This window comes from Planctomicrobium limosum (assembly GCF_051465645.1).
Taxonomy (GTDB): domain Bacteria; phylum Planctomycetota; class Planctomycetia; order Planctomycetales; family Planctomycetaceae; genus Planctomicrobium.
The window spans coordinates 3,205,624-3,221,144 of sequence record NZ_CP195790.1 but is presented as its reverse complement, the minus strand read 5'-3'; the positions used below and the strand labels follow the sequence as shown (position 1 = coordinate 3,221,144).

General features: G+C 52.7%; 16 protein-coding genes. 15 read left to right on the top strand and 1 reads right to left on the bottom strand.

Annotated elements, in window-relative coordinates:
* Positions 1 to 9: 9 nt before the first annotated feature.
* From SH527x_RS12070 to SH527x_RS12045, 6 genes are all read left to right on the top strand, one after another.
* Complete coding sequence (locus SH527x_RS12070; protein ID WP_437190932.1) at positions 10 to 1,050, top strand: hypothetical protein; 1,041 nt, start codon at positions 10 to 12, stop codon at positions 1,048 to 1,050.
* 105 nt (positions 1,051 to 1,155) lie between these two features.
* Positions 1,156 to 1,548 (top strand): hypothetical protein, encoded by a 393-nt coding sequence (locus SH527x_RS12065; RefSeq protein WP_437190931.1) that lies wholly within the window; start codon positions 1,156 to 1,158, stop codon positions 1,546 to 1,548.
* A 157-nt stretch (positions 1,549 to 1,705) separates the two neighbouring features.
* Positions 1,706 to 2,452 carry a MotA/TolQ/ExbB proton channel family protein gene (locus tag SH527x_RS12060; protein WP_437190930.1) on the top strand — a complete coding sequence of 249 codons (747 nt, stop codon included), beginning with the start codon at positions 1,706 to 1,708 and terminating at the stop codon, positions 2,450 to 2,452.
* A 92-nt stretch (positions 2,453 to 2,544) separates the two neighbouring features.
* Complete coding sequence (locus tag SH527x_RS12055) at positions 2,545 to 2,964, top strand: ExbD/TolR family protein (protein ID WP_437190929.1); 420 nt, start codon at positions 2,545 to 2,547, stop codon at positions 2,962 to 2,964.
* Positions 2,961 to 3,410 carry an ExbD/TolR family protein gene (locus SH527x_RS12050; protein ID WP_437190928.1) on the top strand — a complete coding sequence of 150 codons (450 nt, stop codon included), beginning with the start codon at positions 2,961 to 2,963 and terminating at the stop codon, positions 3,408 to 3,410. Before SH527x_RS12055 ends, SH527x_RS12050 begins: the two co-directional genes overlap by 4 nt.
* A 178-nt stretch (positions 3,411 to 3,588) precedes the next feature.
* Positions 3,589 to 4,650: a TIGR00730 family Rossman fold protein gene (locus SH527x_RS12045; protein WP_437190927.1), complete on the top strand. Its 1,062-nt coding sequence runs from the start codon at positions 3,589 to 3,591 to the stop codon at positions 4,648 to 4,650.
* 131 nt (positions 4,651 to 4,781) lie between these two features.
* Here SH527x_RS12045 and SH527x_RS12040 read toward each other — a convergent pair whose 3' ends face one another.
* Entirely contained in the window at positions 4,782 to 6,662 is a 1,881-nt protein-coding gene (locus tag SH527x_RS12040) for a hypothetical protein (RefSeq protein ID WP_437190926.1), read from the bottom strand.
* Here SH527x_RS12040 and SH527x_RS12035 point away from each other — a divergent pair.
* From SH527x_RS12035 to lptB, 9 genes are all read left to right on the top strand, one after another.
* A complete protein-coding gene (locus SH527x_RS12035; RefSeq protein ID WP_437190925.1) occupies positions 6,657 to 6,782 on the top strand; it encodes a hypothetical protein in 126 nt (41 codons plus the stop codon). The genes SH527x_RS12040 and SH527x_RS12035 overlap by 6 nt on opposite strands.
* Positions 6,783 to 7,081: 299 nt before the next feature.
* Positions 7,082 to 7,927 (top strand): hypothetical protein, encoded by an 846-nt coding sequence (locus SH527x_RS12030; RefSeq protein WP_437190924.1) that lies wholly within the window; start codon positions 7,082 to 7,084, stop codon positions 7,925 to 7,927.
* Positions 7,924 to 8,685 (top strand): 5'/3'-nucleotidase SurE, encoded by a 762-nt coding sequence (gene surE, locus SH527x_RS12025; protein WP_437190923.1) that lies wholly within the window; start codon positions 7,924 to 7,926, stop codon positions 8,683 to 8,685. Before SH527x_RS12030 ends, surE begins: the two co-directional genes overlap by 4 nt.
* 45 nt (positions 8,686 to 8,730) lie before the next feature.
* Positions 8,731 to 9,870: a hypothetical protein gene (locus SH527x_RS12020; protein ID WP_437190922.1), complete on the top strand. Its 1,140-nt coding sequence runs from the start codon at positions 8,731 to 8,733 to the stop codon at positions 9,868 to 9,870.
* 307 nt (positions 9,871 to 10,177) lie between these two features.
* Entirely contained in the window at positions 10,178 to 11,224 is a 1,047-nt protein-coding gene (locus SH527x_RS12015; protein WP_437190921.1) for a DUF1559 domain-containing protein, read from the top strand.
* Positions 11,225 to 11,285: 61 nt separating this feature from the next.
* A complete protein-coding gene (locus SH527x_RS12010) occupies positions 11,286 to 11,747 on the top strand; it encodes a carboxypeptidase-like regulatory domain-containing protein (protein ID WP_437190920.1) in 462 nt (153 codons plus the stop codon).
* A 468-nt stretch (positions 11,748 to 12,215) separates the two neighbouring features.
* Positions 12,216 to 12,920: a hypothetical protein gene (locus SH527x_RS12005; RefSeq protein WP_437190919.1), complete on the top strand. Its 705-nt coding sequence runs from the start codon at positions 12,216 to 12,218 to the stop codon at positions 12,918 to 12,920.
* A gap of 209 nt (positions 12,921 to 13,129) precedes the next feature.
* A complete protein-coding gene (locus SH527x_RS12000) occupies positions 13,130 to 14,608 on the top strand; it encodes an Nramp family divalent metal transporter (RefSeq protein WP_437190918.1) in 1,479 nt (492 codons plus the stop codon).
* 88 nt (positions 14,609 to 14,696) lie between these two features.
* The gene (gene lptB / locus SH527x_RS11995) at positions 14,697 to 15,509 is read left to right on the top strand and encodes an LPS export ABC transporter ATP-binding protein (protein WP_437190917.1); all 813 of its coding nucleotides are present in this window, start codon (positions 14,697 to 14,699) and stop codon (positions 15,507 to 15,509) included.
* The last annotated feature ends 12 nt before the right edge of the window (positions 15,510 to 15,521 follow it).

Genomic DNA, 15,521 nt, shown 5'->3' with positions numbered 1-15,521 from the left:
GTGTGTGACATGCGAGACAGACCGGTCTCCATGAACCTGATCGCGGTCTTGCTGCTGTTTGTCGCATTCTTCACACTGTCTGGGCGCGCTGCGCGGGCACAGGATCGAGTCACTTATACTCCTGAAGGAGCCTCGAAGCCGATTACGGCGTTGGGCGTGATCCTTGATTTCACTGGAGATGAACTGACGATTCGAGTCGGTCTAGGGACGCAGCACGTTCCTTCTCAGCGAATTGTGAAGATCGAAACACAGTACCTGCCAGAGCACATGCGAGGTCAGGAACTCCTTCGAAATGGGAACACCGTTGAAGCACTCGCTTCATTACGGGACGCACTGAAACGGGAAACGCGGACCTGGGTCGATCGTGAGATACTGGCGCTGATTGTTCAGGCCGAACTCAGACAGATGGATCTCGCTGGAGCCGTTCGCGATTTTCAGATGATCGTCGCTTCAGATCCTGCCACCCGGCATTGGGGAATTGCTCCATTGATCTGGAGTCCGACTCTGATCCCGGACACATTACGTGGCGAGATGCAGACTCTGATCAACAAGACAGGACCGGGTGATCAGTTACTTGCTGCCAGCATTCTGCTGCTTGATCCCGTTCATGGAGGCCTCGCAGAGAGAAAATTAAACGAACTGAGTCGGAACACGAACCCGCTCATCTCCGGGTACAGCAAAGCACAGCTCTGGCGGTTGGAACTGGATTCGCGGAAGATCAGCGATGTTACTTTGGAACGCTGGCGAGATCATATCTCTCGTCTTCCCAAAGAGTTGAGGCCGGGGCCTCAGTTTCTGCTTTCCCGTGGATATGAGATTCTGGGAGAGCTGCGAGCAGCTGCAACAGAGGCTCTGTGGATTCCGTTTGTCTATCCCGAGAACGAGGTCTTGTCCGCGCGAGCTCTGTTGGACGCGGCCGCGAATCTGGAACGTTCCGGGTTGCTGATTGAGAGTCAGAACCTGTATCGAGAATTGCTGATCAGGTACCCATGGTCGAAGGATGCAGGACAGGCTCGCTCGCGTTTGGAAGAACATTCTGGGAAGAGTTGAACTTGCCTTTTAATCGTGACGAGGTATTCCCTTGGTCAAGTTCGTTCGGATCGAGCTCCGTCAGAACTCTCGGAATCATGTGAGCTTTTGCTTCAGAGGCCGATTTTGATCACTCCCCCCATTATCGTATTGGAAGGCTATGACGTTGAAGTGTTCCCCAACGTTCAAGAGGCAGAACGCTACATGGAACCAATCGACGTCCGAAATGGGGAGTTTGAGTGCTTCGATGCTGGAGGTCAAAAGCTCTCTGTCATGGTGGAGCTCAAAGATCATGAAGGGTTCTGGAAGCGCCTTTTCTGGGGATCGACACGGGAGTGTGTAATAATCTCAGATACCGATCCTTCAATTGATCCAAGTGGATTAACACGAAAACTGCGAGATTATTTTCTATTGCTCAGCCTTCCGCACACTGATCGATCTATTTTGAAAAATGAGCTGGAAGCGATGTCACTGACGGAGTTAATCCAAAAATTGCGGGTAACGAGGTCAGGGGAGTAGTAGAGCAGTCTGAAGGTCGGATGAGGTCAGCGTTCCATCTGCAGAATTGCTCTACCAGCATCGCACTTGTGCGAGCTAATCTTCGCTTGTTGCAGAGACCGCAAAAAATTGACGCGGCGGGGAATCACGGTCGAGCTGTCTGCTCGGGGAGGATGTTTTGGCTTCGTTCCGGTACTGGTTGATCTGGGGAATGCTGCTGGCGTTGCTGGCGGGATTTCCTGCTCCGGTCTTTGCTGAAGGTGGCGTCTTTGAAGGCGGAAGTCTGAACCCGCGCGCGTTGCTGCATGCCGGGGGAGTGATTGGGTATCTCACTGTTGCGCTGAGCGTGGCGATGGTCGCGATGATGATTGAGCATTTGCTCAGCATTCGTCGACAGACACTCCTGCCGCACGCTCTGGCTGTGGAGTTGCAGAAGCATCTGGGAGTCGGACAGGTGGCACAGGCAGAGAATCTCTGCAAACAGTACCCTTGTCTTCTCTCTGCGATTGTACTGGCTGGATTGGAATCGTTGCCGTTTGGATATGACGCTGCTGAAAAGGCGATGGAAGATACGGCTCAGGAATATGCTGCGAGACTCGCTCGCAAGGTGGATTACCTGGCTGTGATTGGGGCTGTTGCTCCAATGATGGGATTGACTGGAACCGTGTGGGGGATGATTCAGGCGTTCGGGGAATTTGCCGAAAAAGCAAATCCATCCCCCAGCGACTTTGCACCTTCGATCTCGGAAGCATTGGTGACAACGTTATTCGGCCTTGTCGTGGCCATTCCGGCAATGGCTGCACATGCATGGTTCCGAAACCGAACTGATGAGTTTGTTGCAGAAGCCGCGTTGCTCTCTGAACGGCTGGTTTCGACTCAGCGGAAAAGGAAAGTTCCAGTGGCACCGGCCCACCGTAATGACTAAAGGAGAGGTCTTCACTCGGACTCTCTGCTGATCGTTCTGGTGGTGGTTCCCGTTTGTAAAGAGTTGCTGACGTCGTTTTCTCGTCGTGATCTATGCGTGTCCCAAAGACATCCCGGAATATCTTGACTCAGGTGAATCTCACGCCGTTGATCGACGTGGTGTTCAATCTGGTCATTTTCTTTCTGGTGGTCTCTCATTTCAGTCAGGGACAGGCGATTGAAGGGGTGAATCTTCCGAGGGCCACACAAGGTCAAGTTGACGAGACACCCGGCCGACTGACTGTCACGATTCAGGCTGATCGAACCTATCTGGTCGGGGGCAGGCCAGTCACGACTGCTGAAATTGAAGAGATGATTGAACAGGCGGCCGCCGTTGACCCCAAGAGTATGCAGGTTCGTATTCAGGGAGACCGTTCGGCACCGTTTCAACTCGTCGAACCGATCATGCTTGCCTGTGCGAAACATGCGATCACGAATTTCGGTTTCGATGTTCTGCCGGAATTGGACCAATGAAACTCCCTTCAGGACTTCACCGTTCTCATGAATTCGGTGCGATGACATCGATGATCGATGTCGTGCTGTTCCTGCTGATGTTCTTCGTGGTCACCTCGGGGAGTGGGCAGATGGCACAGTTGCTTCCGGTTCCTTTGTCGCGTGCGGGAAGTGTTGAATCTAAGCAGGCCGTCGAACCTGCGGATGCAGTCGATCATATTGATATCTGGTTGAAGCTCAAGTTTGACCAGACAGGCCGACGGACACTCGTTGACATGAACGGGACGGTCTACGAATCACTGGGGGAACTCAAAGAGCAGCTTCGGGTGCTTGCAGACCTGGATCGAGAGAATCCGATCATATTTGAAACCGCTCCGGACGTCCCGCTTGGAGATGTGGTGACGATTTATGATACGTGTCAGGCCGCCGGATTCGACTCAATCAGCTTTGCCGCGAGAAAACCTTGAAAATGGTCTGTCTGATCTCTTAAATGCAGGGAGATTTGACCAGACAGGCAGTAGAAATATTCCCACTCGACGTGAGAATTGGAGACCCACAAAGAGAAGCAAGCGTTGTCCGCAGGGTCGATGGTTGTTGTGACTCGAATTTCACTGTTGATCCTCCGAGAGAGAAAGAACTGATTTTATGGCACAGGGACGCTTTCACAGAACGGCACCGCCGGACGTTGCAGAAGAGCATCCATTGCCGACGGAGCACGAGGCAGTGCAGGTCTGCACCAGTGACCTCGTCGAAGAAATCAAAACGACTGCCGACAAGTTTGCAAAAGACAATGCGGTTCGTGGAGATTTGAAGATCGTCAGTCAGGCTCTGCGTGAACTGCGATATGCGTTCAAGGTGTTCACACCCTATCGTCGCAATCGTAAAGTGACTGTGTTCGGTTCTGCTCGGACCAAACCGGATCATCCTGCCTATCAGTCAGCGTTGGAATTCGGTCGGCTCTGTGCCAAAGCCGGATGGTATGTTGTGACCGGTGCCGGTGGCGGCATCATGGAAGCTGCTCACGTTGGAGCAGGTCGCAAGATGTCGATGGGACTGAATATCGTTCTGCCGTTCGAACAGTCGGCGAACTATGTCATCGATAAGGATGAGAAGCTCGTCAATCTTCGGTACTTCTTCACCCGCAAACTGATGTTTGTGAAGGAAGTGCATGCGGTTGTGCTCTACCCAGGCGGGTTCGGAACACAGGATGAGCTCTTTGAGACATTGACACTCGTGCAGACCGGGAAACGGGATTTGATGCCGATCGTCATGGTCGATGAACCGGGTGGCACATACTGGAAGGACTGGCTGGATTACGTTCAGAAGAACATGTACGACGAGAAGCTGATCTCACCTGCGGATCTCTCGTTGTTCAAGATCACCGACAGCGTAGAAGAGGCGATCGATGAGGTCTTGGGCTTCTACTGTGTCTATCACAGTATGCGGTACGTAAGAGATCTCCTGTACATCCGCCTGCATTTTGCTCCGGATGAAGCATTGATGGCGCGTCTCAACTATAACTTCGCGGACATCCTCGTTTCAGGAAAGATCGAGCTGACCACGGCGCATGCACTCGAAACTGAAGACGAGCACTTGAAAGATCTGCCGCGGTTGAAAATGCACTTCAATCGCCGTGATCTTGGTCGACTGCGTCAGATGGTGGACTTCATCAACGCTGAGATGGGAATGTGCGTCGTTCCTGAATAGCGTTTGATCGCAGAGATGCAGTAAAATCAGGCCCGATCCCTTTGCTGACGCATTGGGGTCGGGCCTTTTTCGTTCGAAGAGCGTTTCAGCAGAGGTCTCGTGAGAAGCAAGGATCCTGAGACCGAACCAGACTACGCCTTGCGAATAAAGTGTTCTGCATAGCTCCGCACCTGACGTCCATTCAGCACATGGAACATGCGCAATTGCTGTAATGTTTCCTGACTGAAGTGCGAGATGGGAACATGGACCAGCTTTCGTCCATAGCGCTTCGCCAGTCGTCGCCAGCCGCTGCCCGGTGGAGCAGGTGACATCACAGCAACGTGACGTTGCCCGGAGTACATGCACGCTGCTGCCAGCAATCGCTCTTCGAGTGTGTCAGCAAAATCCAGTCGTGGATCCTGCCAGATATCAGCAACCGGTCGTGGCGGAAACAGGAACATCGCTCCGCCGTATGTCGACATCGCAATCCCGGGTCCGACAAGCTCATCTCCCGGCGCGGTCGCAAAGAAAGAGAGTGTCGACTCATCCTGATGTTCTGCGTGCCAGGTGATGCGCCACGGGTAGTCTCGCGGATCGGCAGGGGAATCAAACAGCATGAGAACACAGTCGAGCTGCCCTCGGCTCGGTGGATTCTCTTTGACATAGAGATGGCCGGTGTGCCAGTTTCGCAGAGTCTCGCGCATGTCGAGCCCGTCTTTCAGGCTCGTGCTGAACTTCTCGATCTTGGCGAGATCGTTCCCCATGATGCTGAGAGCACGGTCTTTGATATGTGTTCGGAATCGCTCGATCGCCACGTCTTCTGGTGGCCAGCTGCATTGGCTGTAAGGATTCCAGCTCATCGCCCACTGATCCTGATCGATCTTCAGCGGCTTGCGATTGAGTTCACATGTACGCCAACTCAACGGAGGACCTGGCAGGCGACTGTGGACATCGACGAGCGTTCCGTCCGGAAGCTGCCCCCCATGAATCGACATCTTGAATTCGCCATACGGAAGCGGCGGCAAGAATGGATATTCGCGAGCAACTTCGGCGAGCGAGATGGCGAACTGGTCCCCTGCCAGCTGTTTGGCCGCGGTGATCAGCGTGTACAGATCGGGTGTCATACGACGCTCGATCAGACTGAGATTGCGAACATATCTCAGGTACGTTGCCAGCAAGTGCGGAGTGATTTTCCGGCCACGATTCTTGAGCTCGGTGCGGTAGCGTTCTCTGGCTGAGAACAGCATTTCTTTCACGCCGTCGACGGACAGGTTCTCATCACTGTCGAGGCTGAAGCGTGTCTGTTCATACAGCCCGGTGATGTAAGGCAGCTCACCGAGAAGAAAGATCAATGTCAGTGGGTCAACACAGCAAAGTTCCGGTTCGGACGCTTCGGCGGTTTGAATCTCTGTGGTGAACTGGTTCGCTCGATAGGCCTCCCGGACCCAGGGCCAAATCGAGATCGGACAGACAAACAGAATCGATTTGTACAGCGTTTCCAGATGACGAAGATTCTTCGCCATGTAGGCCACACGTTGCTGGAGCTGTTCCGTTGCTGGTGCATCGGAGCCGGCGAGAACAGCTGCGGCGAACTGTTCAATCTTGACCTGTTTCAACATATACGGGTCAGGCATGACCTCGGCATCGGATTCGAAGTAGTCGACTTCGAGATCGATGAACGCTCTCGGAATGTGCTCCTGCATCGCGAGGCGTAAAGCGGCAATGACCGGCTGGCAGGGATCGATCGGAACGTAACTGTATGAAGCAGGTTCGTCTTCTTCGTCCTCAGACTGGTCCGGTGTCCATTCTGAAACTGAATAGTCTGCGCCCTCCCGTTGGAGAGCGACTGTAATCGCCGGGAGATGCTGAATTCCTTCTTCAACCGAGTCCTTGAACGATCTCGGCAATGGGACGGCGATGCAGTCGAACGACTCGGACAGCATGAGCCTCCGGACTTCGACAGCGAAATCACCACTGCCGTGAACGACTGGAAGACAGGAAATTCGGGGGCTGAACTGAAGGAATTCGTGCATTTCCTGATCTTACGCAACCTGCAGATTCAGGAGAAGCATGGTTGCCACGGAAACCGCTTTCAGGGAGACACGCAATCACTGGCATCCCAGAGACAGGATTTCGTTGCGTGTGATCTGTAACTCAATGGAGGGCTTCATTTTACTGTCGACTGTCGTTGCAGAAGAGAATGGTCGCCAGTGAGGAATTGCAAATTCAGCCATCTGGAAAACCTGATGTCGCCTTCAATGCTGAGAAGGACTAGACTGAAATCAGCACTCTTCAGAATCAGCTGATTGAGATCAGCTCACTGAGTAAAGGCAGCGAAACTGTCGCTTCAGGCGAGGCGGTACGCTTGAGAGTGTTCCCGACAGAGGATTTGTCGGGAGAACGAGGACGCATCCAGCAACTGCTGATTGTGTAAGAGGTAAAGGGAGTGACGATGACGAAGAACCAGATTCAGATTCCCTGTTTAATTCTAGTCTTGCTAACGGGCGCGGCCTCGGCTGATGATAGGGGACCACAGGATCTCAATTTTCAGCAAAGCCCCAACCCTTATCTGCATGGTTCACCAGGTGTTCCTCAGGTTCCGGGACGAGGGAACTTTCGCATCCTTGAGTCCGGCTTTCCAATAGTTTTGGAATCTCGGAATCCGAGAGAGCAGCCTGCAGAGCTGCTGGAGCGACGTATTCATTCGCTGAATGTCGCCGCAGAGAATCTGAGAGAAGCCGGTTTTCAGGAAGAGGCGGAACGGCTCCAGGCAAAAGCAGCCGACCTCGATCGGGAGCGGATTCGACGAATGGGGGCAGGCGGCAACGAAGAAATCAGGAATGAGCTCGTTGCACTGCGAAATGTGATCGTTCAGCTTCGAAGTGAAGTCTCTGCATTACGCAGACAGATTGAGATGCTCGAACAACGTCGAGAACCGCCGCGACCGGTGGCGATTCCGCAACCGTATCATCATTTTCCTCAATCCCCAGTTGGATCCGGTCAGAAGGAGCCGTCAAATGCCCTTCATGGATTTACTCATCCGTTCGGGGTCCCGCCGGCTGTCCAATCCGTCCCGCAGATTCGACCTCGTGTTCCGTTGGAGTTACTAGATCAACCTGTGCCAATGATGATTGCTCCACTCAACAGCGGACAGGCAACACAAGATGCTGATCCATCTGAAACGCCAACGCTTGATAGCGATCCGAAAGTCGAATTGAAGTTCGAACAGACCGAGACGACTAAGAAGTCGTTGGAAAAAACACTGCCTAAAACCCCGAAGAAGACGCCCGGAAAATGAAGATCCTGTTGGTGAATGATGATGGAATTCACGCTCCCGGTTTGCGTGCGATGTATGAATCGCTGACAGAACTGGGTGATGTCCAGGTCGTCGCGCCTCTTGTCGAGCAGAGTGGCGTTGGACACCGCATTACTTATCTGCACCCGATCATGGTGCGGGAGATCTTCGAAGAAGGGAAGCACTACGGTTGGGCAGTCGATGGCAGCCCTGCCGACTGCGTCAAACTGGGAGTGCTTGAATTCTGTGGACGCGAGCCGGATCTCATCGTCAGCGGAATTAACTCCGGGGCGAACGTCGGGATCAATGTCCTTTATTCAGGAACGGTTGCTGCAGCCATCGAAGGAGCTTTCTTTGGTGTGACGTCAATCGCCGTGTCGCTTTCTCAGGGGACACCACCAGATTACCAGGCGACAGCGATCCGAGCGTTACATCTGATCCGTCAGATCTTAAGCACGTCGACGCGAAAAGGGGGCTTGTGGAATCTCAACTTTCCCAACTCTCGTCCTGAAGGCCCTCGGGGAGTGAAAATGGCAAACATGGCCGTGAGACGGCATTCAGACACAGTGGAGAAGCGGACAGATCCACGCGGCCGCCCGTATTATTGGAGCGGGCTGGATCCACTGCGCAACCATACGATGGACCCGGGCAGCGACGTTGCGGAACTGGTTGATGGCTATGTTACCGTCACTCCGTTGCACTTTGATCTGACAGAGAACTCATTGTTAAACGATCTCCGTTCGACAAACTTTTCGCTTTAACGTCCCGTTCTGGCTGTGTGACTCGCTGAAATCAGGAGCGAATCAATGCGAAGGTTGGCAATCTTTGTCGTTGCGATGTGCAGTTGGCTGGCTCCCGTCCTCCAACATGACGCGTTCGCACAGCCGTCGGAATACGATCCATCTAAAACGTTACTTGAGATTGAACTTGTTTTGCCGGCGGGCCCGAGTCCTCCGCTATTGCCTCATCAGTGGCGGGGAGAGTTTGAGAAAACAGGCGAAGCGGTCCGCATTCGACAGGCTCTGGCCGACGATAAACCGAGGGTGACAGAACGTTCTCGCGGACCATTCCGGATTGTCAAACTGACGGGCATGGTGCATCTGGACGGAACAGTTGAGTTTCCTGACAGAAAATTTCGCGTCGGGCAGTCTCAGGAACTCACGAATTGGATTCAGGAGATCAAACAATACGGGGCTCTGGGATCACCCAGCGGTCGGCCTCTCTGGGGGCTGACTAATGAGCAATTCGCAACGTTGAAGCAATCCCTCTCTGCTCCAGTCGTGAAACCGACGCAGGGAGTCTCGTTGCAGGCGGCGATCGAGTCGCTTCCATTATCGTCGATGTACCCCTTGGAATATCATTCCAGCGTCCACCCGCAATGGGAATCCTCTGCGAAGACCGTTGTTACAGAGGAATTTGAAGGACTCTCTTCTGGGACCTCGCTTGCAGGTCTGTTGTCTCTGCAAGGGTATGGATTCCGACCTGTTCGGACTCCGGCAGGGGGAATTAAGTTACTTGTACAACCACTGGTGGAGATCAAGGATGCCTGGCCAGTTGGCTGGCCTGTCGATCCTGCGCGTCCTCGCAATGAACAGTTTCCTGCGTTGTTTGCGACTGTGAATACCGGGATTGACGATGCTCCACTCAGTGCGGCTCTTGATGCGATTGAACAGAAAACTCAGGTGCGACTGATACTTGATCGGTGGACGTGCGCTGAGAAAGAACTCGACCCGAATCGGTTAATCATCTCTTACCCTAGTAAGAATACGGCCTGGGCTTTGATCGTGAGTCACATTGTTGTGAATGCACACATGACAATGAACTACCGGCAGGATGAGACCGGAAAAGGATTCGTCTGGATCACACCGTTCGCACATTACTCACCGCCGAAAGTTGTGCCTGCTCCTAAGCCCGTTCGTTCTCCGCTTCAGGGAACGCCCAAATAGATTTCTTTGAGTCACGATGATTCGTTTTCGCGATCTCCACTCGCTGTCTGCGGGACGGGCTACTCCTGTCCATTCGCATTGACGGTGTTATCTTCTTTTGTCTTCCTGAACTTTTGGCGCATTGCATTTCACTCTGGAAATGCTGTTCTTCTGCGTTTGAAATGTTCTTGTAAATGTCCAGATGACCGTAAATCGGATTGCTCGATTTCCACGACAGCGATATCGTCAGGGATCACCGATTGTTTATGTGTTGGTTCGTTCGCGATGCTTCTGTCGCATGCACAGGCCATCTACCGGAGAGACAAAAATGAAGGCAAGGGGCCAGAGATCCGGATTCACATTAATTGAATTACTGGTTGTCATCGCAATTATTGCGATCCTGATTGCTTTGTTGCTTCCGGCCGTACAGCAGGCCAGAGAGGCTGCGAGACGGTCTCAATGTAAGAATAGTTTGAAGCAGTATGGACTCGCGCTGCATAACTATCACGATGTGTTTTCGGTCTTTCCTCCGAGGCAGCATGGACCTCATTGGTCCGGAAATGAACCGATTACTTCGGCGACATTGCCACCACGTTTTAGCGTGATGATTTCGTTATTGCCTTACATTGAACAAGCTGCGCTTTATAACCGCATTCAGGAGACACCTGCACACGTCTGGAATACAAACGTCGCGCATTGGAAAACTCAGATTGCGATATTGCTTTGCCCATCAGATCCTTCCACATCAGATATCGCTGGCGGGATTTCTCAGATGAATTATGGCTTCAGTGGAGGCGATTCCCGTGAGGTTGCTTCCGGCGCCTCGGGGACGTTTCCCCATGTTGGTCGATCAACGACGCGGGGGATCTTTGGATATCAGTCAAAGATTGGGATGTCGGATATTCTCGACGGCACCTCGAATACCATCATGATGGGGGAATTTGTTCGTCCACAGGCAGATGGGAAGCTAGGTCAGGCGACGACCTTGGGGTCTGGAAATCCTCCATCGTCGTGTCGAGCCCAGTTCGTGAATGGGCAATACACTGGAACGCTGGTCTCACGGGATCGCACGTCGGGAGCTCGCTGGCCAGACGGACGCTCACAGTATTCGGCGGTCAATACAATTCTGCCTCCCAACGGTCCGTCCTGTCAGGGCGGCGGCGATAACGATGGATACTATACGTTGTCGAGTCGTCATACTGGTGGATGCCATGTTCTGATGGCCGATGGTGCAGTGCGGTTTGTCAGCGAGAATATTCATGCTGGAGATATGTCTGCCAATTCTCCTGCGTTCAATTCCGGTGTCGCCAGTCCTTATGGGGTCTGGGGCGCTCTCGGAAGCCGTCTTGGTGGGGAGGTGAATGGAGAGTTTTAAGGAAGGTCACTTAGTTGAAAATCTCTCATCTCTGATAACCCAACGCGCGGAGAAATGGTTGATGAATGTTCGCGGCTTAGCCTTGGTTTGTTTCGTCTCAGTCAGTTTGTTGGCCGGCTGCGGAGGAGGTGGGAGTAAAGATAAATGGGAGAAGCAGCGACCTTCTGTTTATCCAGTGACGGGAGTCGTCACACTGAATGGCGAGAAGCTGGAAGGTGCCGTCGTGACGTTTCGTCCGAAGAACGGGACAGATGCAGCCACCGGAAAGACGGACAGCGACGGGCGATTTCGCCTCACTACTTTTGATTCGAATGATGGAGCAACGGCAGGCGAGTTTACAGTGACCGTGTCTCTGTATGAAGAAGTCATTCCGCCGGAAGGATATAACGCCGATACGAGTCCACCACTTCCTGCTCCCAAGTTGCTGACCCCTCCCAAGTATGCAGACTTCTCCAAGTCGGGGCTTGTCTTCTCCGTGTCTGATAATGGGAAGAATGATTTTGTCATCCAACTTCAGAAGTAATCGCTAAGTCTCCAAAGACGTTTCTTCATTCTTGATCAATGCTGCAACTCCTGAACGTGCTGTCATAGGACAGAGCGTTCAGGAGTTTTTTTGTTGATTGCGGGACAGGCGTATGGGAGCCGTTACTGTCGAGCGTGAACCTGAATATCGTAGTGATTCATAACGCTTATATTACGACAAGCGTTTAGCGGATCTGAAGAGTTATTGCTTGAATTGAATTGGTGCCTGTTTATTCTTGGAGTGCGGACTCTTAAATGAAAATATTCTGTCCGGCACAATTGGGAACTCACGTTTTATTGATTGGGCAGATGGTTTTGATTGTGTTGCAGAACCTGCCGAGTGCGTGTTCCGTCAGCATACATCATGTTGTGCGATGAGACTTGTGCGTGCTCAGTTCAGTCTGGTGCTTGTCGTTTGTTGTGCAGGCATTTCTCGGGCTTGTTAGGGCGTTTAAAAAAGGGCTTCAAGATGTTACGGATTACGTTCGCTTCAGCGCTCGCGCTGGCAATGCTCACTCAAGTTTGTCTGGCATTCGATGGAACTGCTCCTAAGAAGGAAAAGCAGGAAGAGACAAAGGCCGCCCCCTATGAGTCGGCTGCCACAATCGACTTCGGCAAATCACTTGATTTGAACTTCCGTTCATTGAAGACATTGGGCCCGAGAATCGAGCAGAGTCGTGAAGCACCAGATCCGGTCGGGCTGTACTCAGAGGCCAGAGAACTGGCCGTTGCAGAGTCCGTCTCTGGAAAGCAGGCAGCGCTGACATCAAAAGCACTTCAAGAGGAAGCCGTTAAACTGGCTATGTTGCGATCTCAATCAGCTGAGCTGAAGGCGTTGGCGCAGATGGCAGAGAATCCTGCTGTCAAAAAAGAACTGCTCGCTGCAGCGAAGAAGGCTGATGAACTCGCCGCAAAGCGGAAAGCCGAGAGTGAGTCAGGAGAAGTCTCTCGGGGGATCCTTGGTCAGTTGATCGTCAACAATCACACTCATAGTCACGTGGATCTTTATTACAACGGTAGCTACGTCGGGTGTCTCGATGAACATGGTCACGGGCATTTTTCCCTTCATGATCATGGGCATTACTTCGACCTGCTCGCTCGCGATCACAACGGGAACGTCTGGCGAAATCACGTTCATGGTGACTACAACACGTATACCTGGAATCTGCGGTAATCCTCTCTGAGTTTCTCACTGTTGCCGATTGAGATGCATTGAACACGACGACTGATGTGGCACATGAACTGCCATGTCAGTCGTTTTCGTTTTCGAGGGACAGAAGTTTGCGTTGTTCGGAACATCAGACGAAATGTCGGGTTTCAAGTTGAATCAACATTTGGATATATTTCGGTGTTGATTGTTGGTTGAACTCGGAAGTGGTGCCTGTGTCTGAAAAAATCGTCTCATATGACCCTTACGCCTTGCCTCCGGAAGAGATTCAGGAGCCGCCAAAAACGCTTTGGGCAGCGCTGCGCAAAACTGGGCCGGGGATCATTCTGGCGGGGACGATCGTCGGAAGCGGCGAGTTGATCCTGACGACCGGGCTGGGAGCAGAGTACGGGTACTTCTTTCTGTGGCTGATTCTTTTCAGCTGTGTGATCAAAGTCTTCGTTCAGATCGAGCTTGGTCGTTATGCAATTTCGTCAGGACGCCCCACTCTTGGTGCCTTGAATGAGTTGCCAGGAAAAGGACGCGGAGTCCATTGGTTATGCTGGTGGTGGTTCCTCATGATGCTGTGTACCGTGATGCAGCTGGGAGGAATGACTGCCGGAGTGGGACAAGTCCTGCACCGTGCAATGCCGTCTTTATCCACGAACACATTCGGGCAAATTCAGGCGTCCTCGGTCACATTCAATGAAGTCCTCGCAGTCCGACCTGAACTGGCTTGGGCGATTGTGACCTGTCTGGCGACGATGGCGTTGATCTACCGCGGCGGATATCGTCGCATTGAGTTCCTGACGACGGTGATCGTCGTTTCGGTCACAACAATCACTGTTGTTGCCGTGCTTTCTCTGGCATGGACAAGCTTCCCGATTCATGTCGACCAGTTGCTTTCTGGATTGGTCATTCGTCTTCCAGAGAAAGGGGAAATGGCGGCATTTGCCGTCTTTGGAATCACCGGTGTCGGGGCGACGGAGTTATTTTATTACCCCTACTGGTGTCTGGAAAAAGGGTACGCACGATTCGCTGGTCGAGACGACGGCACTGAAGAGTGGAAGCGACGCGCTCAAGGCTGGATTCGTGTGATGCAACTCGATGCCTGGGTGAGCATGGTTGTGTTCACGGTCTCAACGGTTTCGTTTTATCTTCTGGGAGCAGCAGTGCTCCATCCACAAGGTCTGCACCCGAAAGGGACTGCCCTGGTTGATACGCTGGCTCATATGTATGTGGGGCCGTTCGGGGATTGGACCAGAGTTCTCTTTTTGATCGGAGCCGGAGCGGTCCTCTTCAAAACGCTCTATCTCGCCTGTGCTGCGAACAGTCGACTCGCGGCCGATTTCCTGATTCTCGCCGGATTTGCAAAAGCGGATTCGCCAGAAAGGCGTTTGAAGCTGATTCGAAAACTCTGCCTGTTTTTTCCTGCACTCGCCTTCACGTTCTACCTCTTCCTGCAGGACCCGCAGTTGATGGTGAAGATCGGCGGAGTCGCTCAGGCATCAACGTTGCCGATGATTGCTGCCGCCGCGCTCTACTTCAGATACCGAAAGGTTCATCCGGGGCTTCAACCTGGGATTTTGACGGATGTTCTTTTGTGGGTGGCGGCTGCGACGATCTTGTTCGTCGCCGTTTACGTCGTTCCGAATCAGATTCGGGATCTTGCGACCTTTCTGAGTTCTCTCGTGGCTGGGGGGAAATCCTCCTGAACGGTTTTCACCTTGAGGCGTAAGTCTCTATTTTCGTACACTTTTCATTCAAAGTGAATTGTGTCGAAGGACTCGGCAGGGACGAGAAATGTCGATTTTGGAATGCCAGGGACTGGCGAAGACCTACTCAACTGGCAAGCGTGCGGTCGATGGGGTTTCGTTCGACGTGAACCCTGGCGAAATCGTGGGCTTGCTTGGTCCAAACGGTGCTGGAAAATCAACCACGTTTCGAATGGCGTGTGGGCTGATCTCGCCGACCGAAGGACGGGTCTTTCTGAACGGAAAAGATGTCACGAACTGGCCGATGTACAAACGGGCCAGAAACGGCATGGGCTACCTGCCACAGGATCAGAGCATTTTTACCAAGCTCACTGTCGAGCAGAATCTTTTCGCAATCCTTGAGTTTCTTCCGCTCTCGTACAAACAGAGAAAAGCCCGGGCGAACACTCTGCTGGAACAGTTCGGACTTCAGAAGAAACGTAAGCAGATCTCCTCAACATTGTCCGGGGGAGAACGCCGTCGTCTTGAGATCTCGCGCTGTCTGGCGAGTGAACCGAAGATCATCCTGTTGGACGAACCGTTCACAGGGATCGACCCGACAACGATCAACGACATTCAGGATATTATTGGAGAGCTGCGCAATAGCGGGATCTCCATTCTTCTCACCGACCACCGGGAGCGTGAAACCCTGACGATCACTGACCGGAGCAACATCATTTGTGATGGGCGTGTCCTTGTGAGCGGTGATGTCGAAACAGTGCTGAATCACCCAGAGGCTCAGGCGAAATACTTTGGTCGTCGATTCGATGCGACGTCGATCATTGAGGAGAAGGCAAACTTCCGCCCCAACCAGGCTCGTAAGGATGCTGACAAGAAATCAAACGAGCAGAACGCGGCGTGAATGGGTTCGCTG